This is a genomic window from Vallitalea maricola (genome assembly GCF_036985595.1).
In the GTDB taxonomy this organism is placed as follows: domain Bacteria; phylum Bacillota; class Clostridia; order Lachnospirales; family Vallitaleaceae; genus Vallitalea; species Vallitalea maricola.
Genome location: NZ_BTPU01000009.1, coordinates 72,572 through 86,904 on the forward strand (window position 1 = coordinate 72,572; position 14,333 = coordinate 86,904).

Annotated in this window: 14 protein-coding genes and 1 pseudogene; 14 read left to right on the forward strand and 1 reads right to left on the reverse strand. The window is 44.2% G+C overall.

Annotation, left to right across the window (positions count from 1 at the left end):
• Positions 1-19: 19 nt before the first annotated feature.
• On the reverse strand, positions 20-517 hold the full coding sequence (locus AACQ14_RS03370; RefSeq protein WP_339362156.1) for a shikimate kinase: 498 nt from the start codon (positions 515-517) through the stop codon (positions 20-22).
• Positions 518-849: 332 nt separating this feature from the next.
• Here AACQ14_RS03370 and AACQ14_RS03375 point away from each other — a divergent pair, with 332 nt between their 5' ends.
• The 14 genes and pseudogenes from AACQ14_RS03375 (at position 850) to AACQ14_RS03440 (ending at position 14,323) form a co-directional block, all read left to right on the forward strand.
• On the forward strand, positions 850-2,100 hold the full coding sequence (locus AACQ14_RS03375; protein ID WP_339362157.1) for a Y-family DNA polymerase: 1,251 nt from the start codon (positions 850-852) through the stop codon (positions 2,098-2,100).
• A gap of 36 nt (positions 2,101-2,136) precedes the next feature.
• Positions 2,137-2,400, forward strand: a complete 264-nt coding sequence (locus AACQ14_RS03380; RefSeq protein WP_339362158.1) for a hypothetical protein — start codon at positions 2,137-2,139, stop codon at positions 2,398-2,400.
• 407 nt (positions 2,401-2,807) lie between these two features.
• Positions 2,808-3,629, forward strand: coding sequence for a ParA family protein (locus AACQ14_RS03385; RefSeq protein ID WP_339362159.1), 822 nt, complete (start codon positions 2,808-2,810; stop codon positions 3,627-3,629).
• Positions 3,586-4,515 (forward strand): ParB/RepB/Spo0J family partition protein, encoded by a 930-nt coding sequence (locus AACQ14_RS03390; RefSeq protein WP_339362160.1) that lies wholly within the window; start codon positions 3,586-3,588, stop codon positions 4,513-4,515. Before AACQ14_RS03385 ends, AACQ14_RS03390 begins: the two co-directional genes overlap by 44 nt.
• A 14-nt stretch (positions 4,516-4,529) precedes the next feature.
• Complete coding sequence (locus AACQ14_RS03395) at positions 4,530-4,844, forward strand: DUF5720 family protein (RefSeq protein ID WP_339362161.1); 315 nt, start codon at positions 4,530-4,532, stop codon at positions 4,842-4,844.
• A 47-nt stretch (positions 4,845-4,891) separates the two neighbouring features.
• Positions 4,892-5,800 (forward strand): annotated as a pseudogene (locus AACQ14_RS03400) (DUF6017 domain-containing protein).
• Positions 5,801-5,873: 73 nt separating this feature from the next.
• Positions 5,874-6,218, forward strand: a complete 345-nt coding sequence (locus AACQ14_RS03405) for a DUF7768 domain-containing protein (RefSeq protein ID WP_339362162.1) — start codon at positions 5,874-5,876, stop codon at positions 6,216-6,218.
• Between the two features lie 36 nt (positions 6,219-6,254).
• Positions 6,255-6,731 carry a PcfB family protein gene (locus AACQ14_RS03410; protein WP_339362163.1) on the forward strand — a complete coding sequence of 159 codons (477 nt, stop codon included), beginning with the start codon at positions 6,255-6,257 and terminating at the stop codon, positions 6,729-6,731.
• The gene (locus AACQ14_RS03415; protein WP_339362164.1) at positions 6,728-8,518 is read left to right on the forward strand and encodes a VirD4-like conjugal transfer protein, CD1115 family; all 1,791 of its coding nucleotides are present in this window, start codon (positions 6,728-6,730) and stop codon (positions 8,516-8,518) included. The genes AACQ14_RS03410 and AACQ14_RS03415 overlap by 4 nt, the downstream gene beginning before the upstream one ends.
• A 160-nt stretch (positions 8,519-8,678) precedes the next feature.
• Positions 8,679-8,891 carry a Maff2 family mobile element protein gene (locus tag AACQ14_RS03420; RefSeq protein WP_339362165.1) on the forward strand — a complete coding sequence of 71 codons (213 nt, stop codon included), beginning with the start codon at positions 8,679-8,681 and terminating at the stop codon, positions 8,889-8,891.
• Positions 8,892-8,901: 10 nt separating this feature from the next.
• Complete coding sequence (locus AACQ14_RS03425) at positions 8,902-9,765, forward strand: VirB6/TrbL-like conjugal transfer protein, CD1112 family (RefSeq protein WP_339362166.1); 864 nt, start codon at positions 8,902-8,904, stop codon at positions 9,763-9,765.
• Positions 9,766-9,789: 24 nt separating this feature from the next.
• Positions 9,790-10,170 (forward strand): PrgI family protein, encoded by a 381-nt coding sequence (locus tag AACQ14_RS03430; RefSeq protein WP_339362167.1) that lies wholly within the window; start codon positions 9,790-9,792, stop codon positions 10,168-10,170.
• On the forward strand, positions 10,142-12,547 hold the full coding sequence (locus AACQ14_RS03435) for a VirB4-like conjugal transfer ATPase, CD1110 family (RefSeq protein ID WP_459112794.1): 2,406 nt from the start codon (positions 10,142-10,144) through the stop codon (positions 12,545-12,547). The genes AACQ14_RS03430 and AACQ14_RS03435 overlap by 29 nt, the downstream gene beginning before the upstream one ends.
• A 12-nt stretch (positions 12,548-12,559) precedes the next feature.
• Complete coding sequence (locus AACQ14_RS03440; RefSeq protein WP_339362168.1) at positions 12,560-14,323, forward strand: CHAP domain-containing protein; 1,764 nt, start codon at positions 12,560-12,562, stop codon at positions 14,321-14,323.
• Positions 14,324-14,333: the final 10 nt, after the last annotated feature.

Genomic DNA, 14,333 nt, shown 5'->3' on the forward strand with positions numbered 1-14,333 from the left:
TTCTTATGATAATAATATTCTATTCCGGTATACTATCTTTTATGTCCTTAACAATTTCTTCCAAATTTTTGTTATTACAATCAATAACTATATTTGCATATTTTTCATAGAGTTTAACTCTTTGGTCATACACATCCTTCAATGTATGTCCTTTTGCCATGGCTATACCTCTAGTAGTTATATTATTTACTCTTCTTTCAATTTCTTCATAAGAAACTTTTAGATAGATTATATCTCCCATTTCCTTTAGATGTTCCATTGTTTCGTGTCTAAAAATTACGCTTCCACCAGTTGCTATAATAGATTTTGATACATCTATACTTAGAACCGCTTCTTTTTCCACATCTAAAAATCTTTCCATTCCAATATCATCAATAATCTCCTGCAACAACCTGTTTTCTCTTTTTTGTATGACCAAATCAGAATCAATAAAAGTAAATCCCAAAGTTTTTGCTAATACCACACCGATTGTACTTTTCCCTGCTCCTGGCATACCAATTAATACGATGTTTTTCATCTTATGCTTCCTCTCATATGATAGTATAATATTATGTTTTCTATATAATATAAATTAAGTATTCTTTAATTTTTGTCTTATTATACTTTATATGATGGTTTATTTCAATATCAGTGGTTTAGAACTACTCAAGTCCAAATGTACTTTTAAATCCATTTAATACTTCGTTGAATATAACTTCACCTTCTAATACTCCTCTTAAAGTGTTTATTTTTTTCATTCCTCATAAAATAACAGTTTGTTTTTTTTACCATATTTTAACATTTGTTACCAAAAAATACCCCTTTACCTCGAACACATGTTCGTGTATACTAATTTTAAGAGGTGTTTTTATGAAACATACAATTTTTCATATTGATGTAAATTCAGCTTATTTAAGTTGGGAAGCTACTTACAGAATAAACACACAAGTATCATGCATTGACCTTAGAACCATACCTTCAATTATAGGTGGTGACGAGTCTAAAAGACATGGAATTGTATTAGCAAAATCCATTCCTGCGAAAAAATATGGTATAAAAACAGGTGAATCATTATTTAGTGCTCGTCAGAAATGTCCATCTCTTGTAATAGTACCTCCTAATTATAAACTTTTTATGCAGTGCAGCAATGCAATGGTAGATATATTCAAAGAATATTTTCCTCTTGTTGAAAGATACAGTGTGGATGAATGTTTTCTTGATTATACTAATATGAGCCACCATTTTGGTTCTCCCATTAGTTTTGCTCATCACTTGAAAGACAAAATACAAAAGGAATTAGGATTTACCGTTAATATCGGTATTTCTAATAATAAACTATTAGCTAAAATGGCCTCGGATTTTGAAAAGCCTAATAAGATTCATACGTTATTTCCAAATGAAATACAGGAAAAAATGTGGCCTTTGCCAGTAAGAGACTTATTCATGGTAGGTAGAGCAAGCAATGCAAAGCTTATAAAACTAGGTATTTACACCATAGGCGAGTTAGCAAATTCAGACCCTGAACTCTTATATGCCCATTTTAAAAGCCATGGATACCTTATACATGCTTATGCTAATGGTATAGCTACCTCTATTGTGAAACCATGCTCCCCCGAAGCGAAAGGTATTGGTAACTCTACTACCATTTCATTTGATGTAACAGATTCCCGTACTGCTAAGCTTATCTTATTATCCCTTACTGAGACTGTTTGTATGCGTTTAAGAGATTCTGATATGATAGCAAAAATGGTGAGTGTAAGTATAAAATCACATGATTTCATTTCATTGTCTCATCAAATGCAGCTGACGGAATCTACTGATATAACTAATGATATCTATAAAGCCATATGTACTTTATTTGACGAAGCTTGGAACAAAGAGCCTATCAGGCACCTTGGAATTCGAGTATCTTCTCTTTCTTCAAAAACCAATACACAGCTGTCTCTATTTGATTTTGATAAACATGAAAAATACACAGCTCTTGATGAATCAATTGATAAGATACGTTTAAGATATGGAAATACTTCTATTATCAGAGCTTCATTTTTGCATAGTGGTCTAAGACCTCTTAATGGAGGTATGCCAGAAGAAAATTACCCTATTATGTCAAGCCTTTTATAAGTTTTGAATCAATATTAAGAAAGGAAGGTCAACTTTATGAAAGTAATAATGGAACCTATTGAAATGATTGGATGGTTCAATTTAAAAGGAATCTTGATGCCTCTAAGATTCAGACTAGAAACCAAAGAACACGAACTGAAGACAGTTAAGGTAAACAAAGTCCTATATCATACTGAAGAAAAGATTGCAGGAAATCCTATGAGAAGTTATACCTGTTTAGTTGCTATAAATGGTGTGGAAAAATCCTGTGAATTAAAATACGAATTAAATACCTGTAAGTGGATACTTTTCAAAATATAGGTGATAAATATAGCCCAGACCCTTTGAATGCTAAATCTTAAGAATCTGGGCAATACATATAATTTATATTGTAGTCACCAAATTTTATAGCTTTTTCTACCCTGCAATAACTTGTTATCCAATGCCCCGAAACCCTTGATTTTGCAGGGATTATCAAGAAAAAGCGAGTTGTATAGCAATCTATGTGTTATATGGTTTCAAGGGGTGTTGCAGGACTGGTGAGGGAAATTTTAAGGGAAGTTTACACGAAAAAACAGATGTATAGTGGGCAAAGGGAACTGTTGTAATGTGATAAGTTTGACAGTTACACCCCACAAATAAAATAGAATATCAACCGTCCTTGGGAGTTAGTTTGAAAAAAGCTAACTCCCTTTTTTCATGCCCAAAATCGAAAGGAGGAATAAAACTTGAACGCAAAAGTAATCGCCATCGCCATGCAAAAAGGTGGTGTTGGCAAAACCACGACTTGTGCCAACTTAGGCATAGGGCTTGCACAGGAGGGCAAAAAAGTCTTGATTGTAGACAGTGACCCTCAAGGGAGCTTGTCTATCAGTTTAGGACACCCACAGCCCGACAATATCCCAACCACCCTTGCAACCGTTATGGGCAAGGTTATCACAGATACTCCACTGGAACACAAAGAGGGTATCCTATCCCACTCCGAGGGCGTGGATTTGCTCCCTGCCAATATCGAACTATCCGGTATGGAGGTATCACTCATCAATGCTATGAGCAGAGAAACAATCCTCAAGCAGTATCTTGATACAGTGAAAAAGGACTATCAATATATCCTGCTTGATACACAGCCCTCTTTGGGTATGCTCACCGTCAACGCATTGGCGGCAGCAGACAGCGTAATCATTCCTGTACAAGCTCAATATCTCCCTGCAAAGGGCTTAGAACAGCTTTTACAGACCATTAACAAGGTACGCAAGCAGATTAACCCCAAACTGACCATTGACGGTATTCTGCTGACTATGGTAGATAACCGCACCAACTTTGCAAAGGACATCAGCACCCTGCTCCGTGATACCTACGGCGGTAAAATCAAGGTGTTTGCCACGGACATTCCCCATTCGGTACGAGCCGCCGAGATTAGTGCCGAGGGTAAGAGTATTTTCGCCCATGACCCCAAGGGCAAGGTTGCCGAGAGCTACCGAGAACTGACAAAGGAGGTGTTGAAGATTGAAAAGCTCCGCCAAAAACATAAATCTGACATCGGTAGATGATTTGTTTTCCACCGAAGAAAGCCGAGCCGATGCAGGCAGAGAAAAGGTCATGGAGATAGCCTTGACAGAGCTGTTTCCATTCAAAGACCACCCATTTAAGGTAAAAGACGATGAAGCAATGGCAGACACCGCCGAGAGTATCAAGGAATACGGTGTGCTTGTTCCTGCAATCGCCCGTCCCCGTGACGAGGGCGGCTATGAGCTTGTGGCAGGACACCGCAGGCACAGGGCAAGCGAACTGGCAGGACTGGAAACCATGCCCGTCATTGTCCGTAATCTTGACGATGATGCCGCCACTATCATCATGGTGGACAGCAACTTGCAGAGGGAAAATATTCTGCCAAGTGAACGAGCCTTTGCCTTTAAGCTGAAATTAGATGCTATCAAACGGCAAGGAGAACGGACGGATTTAACTTCTGCCCAAGTTGGGCAGAAGTCTAAATTATCCGTGGAAGTAGTAGCTGAACAGGCAGGCTCAAGCCGAAACCAAGTACAACGCTTTATCCGTCTTACCGAGCTTATCCCCGAACTGCTTGATATGGTAGATGAAAGGAAAATCGCCTTTAACCCTGCCGTGGAGCTGTCCTATCTAAAGCCCGAGGAACAAATGAACTTGCTTGAAGCAATGGATATGGAACAGGCAACCCCCTCTCTTTCACAGGCACAGCGTCTTAAAAAGTTTAGTGCCGAGGGCAAATGCACCCTTGAAGCCATGTGTGCCATTATGAGCGAGGAAAAGAAAACCGAGGTGGATAAGGTTACTCTTTCAAGCGATAAGCTCAGAAAATATTTCCCCAAGTCTTACACACCGCAGAAAATGGAAGAAACCATACTCAAGCTACTGGAAACATGGCATAAAAAGCGTACCCAACAGCAGGAGCGTTAGAAAGGAGTAGCACGATGAATAAGAATAAAACCATAGGCGAATTGCTTGATGAAGCCCGAAAGAAGTCGGGAGAGCCTGTTTTGGCAGGGCATGACATTATGGCACTGGAACGCTTTGGAGAGGACACACGGCACATGATTGTCTTTGATGTGCTTTCCCATTCTTCTCCTGTTGGCGATAAGGGTGAGCGTATGCGGCTGTTCCTCACCGATACAGGCTACCAAAAAGCATTAGAAAGCCAAAGCCGCAAAGAAATTAAAATCCTCAAACACGCCAAGGTAATACGGGGTGATATTTTCTATGACCGCCCCAAAGAACATACACGCTGAAGCTGACTTCTATTTCAGCTACTTACAGCAGGAAAGGAAGTGAGGAAATGGCTGTGTGCAGAATAGAAAAAACAAAGGATTACACCGTCATGGCAAACCACCATTTACGCAATAAAGCCCTGTCGCTCAAGGCAAAGGGCTTGCTGTCCCTGATGCTGTCGCTCCCCGAGGATTGGGATTACACAGTAAAAGGGCTTGCCTACATCTGCAAGGACGGGATTGACAGCATTAACGGAGCGATTAAGGAACTGGAAACAATGGGATATATGAGCCGTCAGCGTATCCGAAACGAAAAAGGACAGCTCACCACGGTGGAATATACAATCCGTGAGTATCCCAAAGACATGGACAGCGGCACAGCTCCTATTGCTGAACCTCCTGCCGAGGGTGAGCCTATGCAGGAGCAACCTATACAGGAAAATCCAATACAGGCTGTCCCTGTACAGGAAGAACCCCACCAATTAAATACTTATCTACAAACTATGTAACAATCAAAAAAAGATTTATTGAGTAAAGAAACATCAAATCCTTATCAATCTTATCCTTACGGGCAACCGAAAAACACAGGATATGATGGGATTGGATACGATGACTATGAAGAAATAAAGCAAACGGTCTATGAGAACATTGAGTACGAGCATTTTAAGCAGTACGGCAAAATCGGTATGGGTGAGCGTTTGGACGAAATAGCCGACATCATCATCGAAACCCTGTGTTCCACCAAGGACACCATAAACATTGCCGGAGAGGATTACCCTGCAAAGCTTGTGAAAGACAAGATGCTGAAAATCACCTCGTCCCACATCGAGTATGTCTTTGACTGCTTAGACAAAAACACCACCTATGTGCGGAATATCAAGCGGTATTTGCTTGCAACACTCTTTAATGCCCCCTCCACCATAGACAGCTACTATGCGGCTTTAGTCAACCACGATTTATACAGTCCAAACCGTTAAGGCACTTTGCACCTAAATTTGCAGAGTGCCTTTTTCTATGCCCAAAACCAAAAATTGAAAGGAGATTTTGAATATGAGAAAACCAATGGCATACATCACCGCCGCTTGGTCGGACAACGAATTTGAAACAACCGAAACAGCGGCTAAATATTGCAGAAAGCTCTATGAAGCAGGCTATACCCCAATCTGCCCACCTCTCTATCTGCCGCTTTTCCTCAACGATAAAGTACCGCAGGAGCATAAGGACGGCATTGATATGGCAAGGGATATGCTCCGCCGTGCAAGGGTGCTTGTGGTATGCGGTGACTTGATTGATGAGAATGTCAAAAATGACATTGCCGTAGCCCAAAGGCTGAATATCACCGCCACTACCCTTGAGGGTATCTTGACCGTCAAGGGGCAAGGCAGAGAGGAATGATGCTATTCCCAAAAACCGTGAAAGGAGGGATTTTTCATGCAGGAAGAAGTTGAGCAGAAAACCGTTGCTCTTGTTATCAGTGCAAGTAAGCTCACAGGCAGGGAGCTGAAAAAGGCAATCGTTAAGCTGCTTGCACACCTAAAAGATAAGCAAAACCACCCCAATATCCCACAGGGGAAACAGACGGTAAAACAGCTTGCAGGGCAAGGGCAAGGCATGAGCAGTATTCAAATCACCGACCAAAACATCAAAGATTTTGAGCGTGTGGCAAAGAAATACGGTGTAGACTTTGCTGTGATGAAAGACAAGCATGAGATACCGCCGAAATATGTGGTCTATTTCAAAGGCAAAGATGCCGATGCCATTACCAATGCCTTTAAAGAATACACCGCAGATATGGTGAAAAAGGCGGCTCGTCCGTCCGTACTTGCGGAGCTTAGAAAACTTGCGGCACTTGCGAAAAATACCGTTATCCAAAAGGTAAAACACAAAGACAAGGAGCAGAGCCTATGAGTAAAAAGATGAAAAAGCTCCTTATTCTTAATATCCCTTACCTTGTGTTGGGGCTGCTGTTCACCAAGCTGCCCGAAGCATGGCGGTATACAAGCGGTGCTGATTTTGGGGAAAAGATACTGCATTTAGGCGAGGGATTTTCCCAAGCCTTTGCAGTCCCTTTTCCGTCCTTTTACCCTGCTGATTTGCTGATTGGGCTTGCCATTGGAGGACTGCTCCGGCTTATGATTTATGTCCGCAGCAAAAACGCAAAAAAGTACCGCAAGGGCATTGAGTACGGCTCTGCCCGTTGGGGCAATGCAAAGGACATTGAGCCGTATGTAGACCCTACATTTCAAAATAATGTGATACTTACCCAAACAGAACGGCTGACTATGAACAGCCGCCCCAAAGACCCTAAGACGGCACGAAACAAAAATGTGCTGATTGTGGGCGGCTCGGGAAGTGGTAAAACAAGGTTTTGGCTGAAGCCAAACCTTATGCAGTGCCATTCCTCATTCGTTGTCACCGACCCCAAAGGCAGTATCGTAGTAGAGTGCGGCAAGCTGCTGCTCCGTGAGGGCTACAAGGTGAAAATCCTCAACGCTATCAATTTCAAGAAATCCATGCACTATAACCCTTTCGCCTACATCAAGAGTGAAAAGGATATTTTGAAGCTCGTCACCACCTTAATCGCCAACACCAAGGGCGAGGGCAAAGCCGGTGACGATTTTTGGGTGAAAGCGGAAACCCTGCTCTACACCGCCCTTATCGCCTATATCTACTATGAAGCCCCCGAACATGAGCAGAACTTCACTACGCTGATTGAGTTTATCAATGCCAGTGAAGTCCGTGAGGACGATGAGGAATTTAAGAACAATGTGAATTTGATGTTTGACAGGTTGGAAGAAAAAGACCCACAGCACTTTGCGGTAAGGCAGTATAAGAAGTACAAATTAGCCGCAGGCAAGACAGCCAAGTCGATTTTAATTAGCTGCGGTGCAAGATTAGCTCCCTTTGATATTAAAGAGCTACGGGAGCTGACCGCCTATGATGAACTGGAGCTTGACACCCTTGGGGACAGGAAAACTGCCTTGTTTATCATCATCAGCGACACCGATGCCACATTCAATTTCCTTGTATCCATGTGCTACACACAGCTTTTCAATCTGCTCTGTGATAAAGCAGATGATGTGTACGGCGGCAGGCTGCCTGTTCATGTGCGGTGCTTGATTGATGAGTGTGCCAATATCGGGCAGATACCCAACCTCGAAAAACTCATGGCAACAATCCGAAGCCGTGAAATCTCCGCCTGCCTTGTGTTGCAGGCACAATCACAGCTCAAGGCACTCTACAAGGACAACGCTGACACCATTATCGGCAACTGTGACAGCATGATTTTCCTTGGCGGCAAGGAGAAAACCACCCTCAAGGACTTGACCGAAACCCTTGGCAAAGAAACCATTGATATGTTCAACACCTCCGACACAAGAGGAAGTCAGCGGAGCTATGGTATCAATTATCAGCGGCTTGGAAAAGAGCTTATGAGCATGGACGAGCTTTCCGTTATGGACGGCGGTAAATGTATCTTACAGCTTAGAGGTGTTCGCCCCTTTTTCAGCGATAAGTACGATATTACAAAGCACCCAAAATACAAGTATCTGTCTGATTTTGATAAGAAGAACGCTTTTGACATTGAGAAATTCTTATCCACAAAACTAAAGCTCAAGCCCAATGATGTGTACGAGGTATTCGACATGGGTAAGGAGGAAGAAACAGACGAGCCAAAGCCCACCGAGGGGCAATAAGCACTGCCGTTTACGGTGGTGCTTTTCATATATACACAGCCACAGGGAAAGGAGGTGCTGCCTATGATTGTGGTCATCTAACGCTGTCAGTGTACAGCGTTTTTTCATTTGCAGAAACCTAACAACCAAACCAAAAACAAATTTAAAGGAGAAAAACACTATGGAATTTTTTAATCAGGCAATTACCGTTTTACAAACACTCGTTATCGCTCTTGGTGCAGGACTTGGCATTTGGGGAGTTATCAATCTCTTGGAGGGTTACGGCAACGACAACCCCGGGGCTAAATCACAGGGCATGAAGCAGCTCATGGCAGGCGGTGGCGTAGCACTGATTGGCATGACCCTTGTACCGCTTCTTTCTGGCTTGTTCTAAGGAGTAGCTTATGGATTTTATCCTTGATGCAATCAACGAGTGGATTAAAAATCTGCTCGTTGACGGCATTATGGGTAATTTAACAGGCTTGTTCGATAACATCAATTCCGAAGTTGCAAGAATAGCCGGAGATGTAGGAAAAACACCGTCACAATGGAATGGCGGTGTTTTTTCTATGATACAGAACTTATCGGACACCGTTATCATGCCCATTGCCGGAATAATCTTGACCTTTGTGATGTGCTACGAACTGATACAAATGGTCATTGACAGAAACAATCTGCACGACTTTCCACCCTCGGACATTTTCAAGTGGATGATGAAAACCTTTATTGCCGTGGTACTGGTCACAAACACATTTCCCATTATGATGGGGATATTTGATGTGGCACAATCGGTGATTTCCGATGCGGCAGGAGTAATCCTCACCGACACCGCCATAGGCGTGGAAACCTTAGATGCCCTGCGTGAAAGCCTGCTTGAAATGGATATAGGCTCACTCTTGGGGCTGTATCTGCAAAGTTTCCTCATGGGGATAATCATGTGGGCATTGACTGTCTGCATTTTCATCATCGTGTACGGCAGGATGCTTGAAATCTACCTTATGACCTCCCTTGGAGCAATCCCCATTGCCACCATGTCAAGCAAGGAATGGAACATGGGAAACAACTATCTCAAAGCCCTGCTTGCCCTCGCATTTCAAGGTTTCCTCATTATGGTGTGCGTTGGCATTTATGCGGTGCTTATCCAGTCCATCGCAACAGAGGGTGACCCCATCGGGGCAATTTGGACTTGCATGATGTACACGGTGCTGCTCTGCTTTGCCCTCTTTAAGACAGGAACGCTTGCAAAGAGCATTTTCTCAGCCCATTAAAATCAAAACGGAAAGGAGGATTTTATGGCTTATGTACCAATCCCCAAGGATTTAAGCAATGTAAAAACAAAGGTGATGCTAAACCTCACCAAGCGGCAGCTTATCTGTTTTTCGGCGGCACTGGCGGTAGGTTTACCGCCTTTTTTCATTCTCAAGGACTATATCGGCATTAGCCCTGCGGTACTGGTGATGATGTTTCTCATGCTGCCGCTGTTCATGTTCGCCATGTATGAAAAGCACGGTCAGCCCCTTGAGGTCATACTCAAAAACTATGTGGCGGTGCGTTTCCTAAACCCCAAACAAAGACCTTACAGGACGGATAATTTTTATCCGTTATTGGAAAGGCAATATCAGTTAGACAGGGAGGTAAATCAAATTGTCAAAAATCGAAAAGAAGCCCGTTAAGCCCCTAAAGCTGGCAAAGGCAGAAAAACAAAACATCGCATTGGCGGTGCAAAAGGCAAACAATAAACCCAAAGGAGTAAAGTCCGCACAGGACAGTATCCCGTACCGTCATATCTTCCCCGATGGTATCTGTCATGTAGGCGATAAGCTCTATACCAAAACCCTGCAATTTGGTGACATCAATTATCAGATTGCACAGAACGAGGACAAGACCGCCATTTTTGAAAGTTGGTGCGATTTCCTCAACTACTTTGACAGCACAATCAAATTTCAGCTCACATTTCTTAACACCACAGCCAATGCAAAAGACTATGAAAAAAGCATTTTTATCGCTCCGCAGGCAGATGATTTTGACAGTATCCGAACCGAGTATACCGAGATGCTGCATAATCAGCTTTCAAGAGGAAACAACGGGCTTGTAAAAACAAAGTACCTCACATTCGCCATTGAAGCGGATAACATCAAAATTGCAAAACCTCGTTTGGAACGCATTGAAAATGACCTGTGGAACGCCTTTAAGCGGCTTGGTGTGCAGCTCACTTCCCTTGACGGCAGAGAACGGTTAAGGCTCATGCACAACATTCTCCGCATGGGCGGCAATGACCCCTTTGCGTTTGAATGGAAATGGCTTGCCCCCTCGGGGCTTAGTACCAAAGACTTTATCGCTCCGTCCTCCTTTGAGTTTAAGGAAAAAGGCACGTTCCGCACAGGGGATAAATACGGTGCAATGTCATTTTTGCAGATACTCGCCCCCGAGCTGAATGACCGTGTGCTGTCGGACTTTTTGGAAATGGAAAGCAACCTCATTGTCACCATGCACATTCAGTCGGTAGACCAAATGAAAGCCATTAAAACTATCAAGCGTAAGATTACCGACCTCGACAAAATGAAGATTGAGGAACAAAAAAAGGCGGTCAGAAGTGGCTACGATATGGACATCATTCCCTCCGACCTTGCCACCTACGGCGGTGAAGCGAAAAAGCTCCTTGCCGACTTGCAGAGCCGCAACGAGCGAATGTTTTTAATGACATTCCTTGTGCTGAACACGGCTGACAGCAAAAAGGAACTGGACAATATCCTGCTGCAAGCAAGCGGTATTGCCAACAAGCACAACTGTACTCTCATAAGACTTGACTATCAGCAGGAACAGGGCTTTATGTCCTCTCTGCCCCTTGGCAAAAACCTTATCCCCATTCAGCGGAGCTTGACCACCTCAAGCACCGCTATTTTTGTACCATTTACCACGCAGGAGCTGTTCCAGTCCGGCGGTGAAGCCTTGTATTATGGGCTGAACGCTCTTTCAAGCAACCTTATCATGGTAGACCGCAAGCAGCTTAAAAACCCCAACGGGCTAATCCTTGGAACTCCGGGCAGTGGCAAGAGCTTTTCTGCAAAGCGTGAAATCACCAATGTCTTTCTCATCACCACCGATGACATCATTGTATGTGACCCCGAGGGCGAATATTTTTCCCTCGTGCAAAGGCTCAAAGGACAGGTGATTAAAATCTCGCCCACAAGCAGCCAGTACATCAACCCGATGGACATTAACCTCAATTACAGTGAGGACGACAGCCCACTTGCCTTAAAGAGTGATTTTATCCTTTCCCTTTGTGAGCTGATTGTAGGCGGCAAGGACGGATTGACTCCTGTGGAGAAATCCATTATTGACCGTTGTGTGACCCTTGTATATGCCGAGTATCTTGCCGACCCCACCCCTGCCAAAATGCCAATCTTAGGCGATTTGTATGATGCTCTCGGCAGGCAGGAGGAAAAAGAAGCCAAGCATATCCGTTCCGCCCTTGAAATCTATGTCACAGGTAGCCTTTCGGTGTTCAATCATCAGACCAATGTGGATATTCAAAACCGCCTTGTCTGCTTTGACATTAAGGAACTGGGTAAACAGCTTAAAAAGCTGGGTATGCTTGTGGTGCAAGACCAAGTTTGGAACAGAGTGACGGTCAACCGTGCGGAAAAACGCTCCACCCGCTACTATATGGACGAATTTCATCTGCTCTTAAAAGAGGAACAGACTGCCGCCTATTCAGTAGAGATTTGGAAACGCTTTCGTAAATGGGGCGGTATCCCAACAGCCATTACGCAGAACATCAAAGACCTGTTATCCTCTCGTGAGGTGGAAAATATCTTTGAAAACAGCGACTTTGTGTATATGCTCAACCAAGCCGCAGGCGACAGACAGATACTTGCCAAGCAGCTCAATATCTCCCCTCATCAGCTCTCCTATGTAACAGGCAGCGGTGTCGGTGAGGGACTGCTCTTTTACGGCAATGTCATTCTGCCATTCGTGGATAAATTCCCGAAAAACACCGAGCTTTACAGCATTATGACCACCAAGCTTGATGAAACCAAGCAGGAGTAAAGGCGGTGTGCGATGAAAAAACAATCAAGGCTTCAATTTACCGAAGAAGAACGAGCCGACCCCACTTTAGAAAAGCCCATAGCAAAATCGGAAAAAGCGGCTGACAAAGTGGATAAGGCACAAGCCAAAATCCCCAAAAAGACAGTCAAGACCAAGGAACGCACCGTTGATGCCGATACAGGCAAAGCAAAGGTGCGTTTGTGCTTTGAAGAAGTGGATAAACCAAAACCGTCCTCCAAGCTTACCCATGGTATAAAAAAAGCTCCCCAAAGAGCTGTTACATCTTCCGTTCATAAGAAAATCAGTGAAGATGAGCAGGACAATGTGGGGCTTGAAGCGGCACACAGCACGGAAAAGGCAGGCGAATTTGCCCTGCACCGTGTACAGGGTGCGTATCATTCCCACAAGCTGAAGCCCTACCGCAACTTAGCAAAGGCAGAGAAAAAAAGCATACAAGCCGATGTGAATGTCCTTTACAAGAAAAGTCTGAGGGACAATCCGCAGGCGGCAAGCAACCCTATTTCCCGCTTTCAGCAAAAGAGAGCTATCAAAAAACAGTACCTTGCCACAAGGCACGGCAAAGGCTCCAAAGCGGCACAGACCACAGCACAGACCACAAAATCAGCAGTAAAAAAAGGGGCTGATACGGTATCAAAGGCAGTAACGGCAATCGCTAAAAATCCAAAGGTACTGCTTGTGATACTTGCCCTGTTCCTGCTCCTTGCGGTAATTGTCAGTGCAGTATCTTCCTGCTCGGTGATGTTTCAAGGAGCAATGTCCAATGTGGTGTCCACCTCTTACACCTCCGAAAATGAGGAACTCATTGCCGCCAATGACGATTACACCGCACTGGAAACGGCACTGCAACAGCAGATTGACCATATTGAACAGGATTACCCCGATTATGACGAGTACCGCTATGATTTAGACCCTATCAACCATGACCCTCATCAGCTTGCTTCTTACCTTACCGCCTTACTGCAATATTTCAAGGCAAGCGAGGTACAGGGCGAATTACAGAGGGTGTTTGAACAGCAATATAAGCTCACCATAACCGAAACCGTGGAGGTACGCTACCGCACTGAAACGAGGACGGACACATGGACAGATGAGGACGGCAATACCCATACCGATACTTACGAGGTGGAAGTCCCCTATGACTACTACATCTTGAATGTGAAGCTCACAAACAGCTCCATAAACACCGTGGCAAACAGCCTGCTTACCCCCGAACAGCTTGAAATGTACCATGTCTATCTGCAAACCAAGGGCAACAAACCCCTGCTTTTTGGCGGCGGCTCGATTGACGGCAGCCCCTCCACCGATTTAAGCGGTGTGGACTTTGTAGACGGTGAACGGCAGGGCAACCAAAACACTGTGAACATTGCACTTTCACAGGTGGGCAATGTGGGCGGTCAGCCTTACTGGTCATGGTACGGCTTTAACAGCCGTGTGGAATGGTGTGCCTGCTTTGTATCTTGGGTGCTTAATCAAGCCGGATATTCCGAGCCTAAGTTTGCCGCCTGTCAGAGCCAAGGTGTGCCGTACTTCTCGTCAAATGGGCGGTGGGCAAACCGAGGGTACAGTGACATTGCCCCCGGCGATGTGATTTTCTTCGACTGGCAGGGTGACGGACATTCCGACCATGTGGGCATTGTCATCGGCACAGACGGCAGCCGTGTTTATACCGTAGAGGACAACTCCGGCGATGCCTGCAAAGTAAGGGATTATGACCTGAACAGCAGCGTGATTATGGGCTATGGACTGATGAATTAAGGAGGAAGCT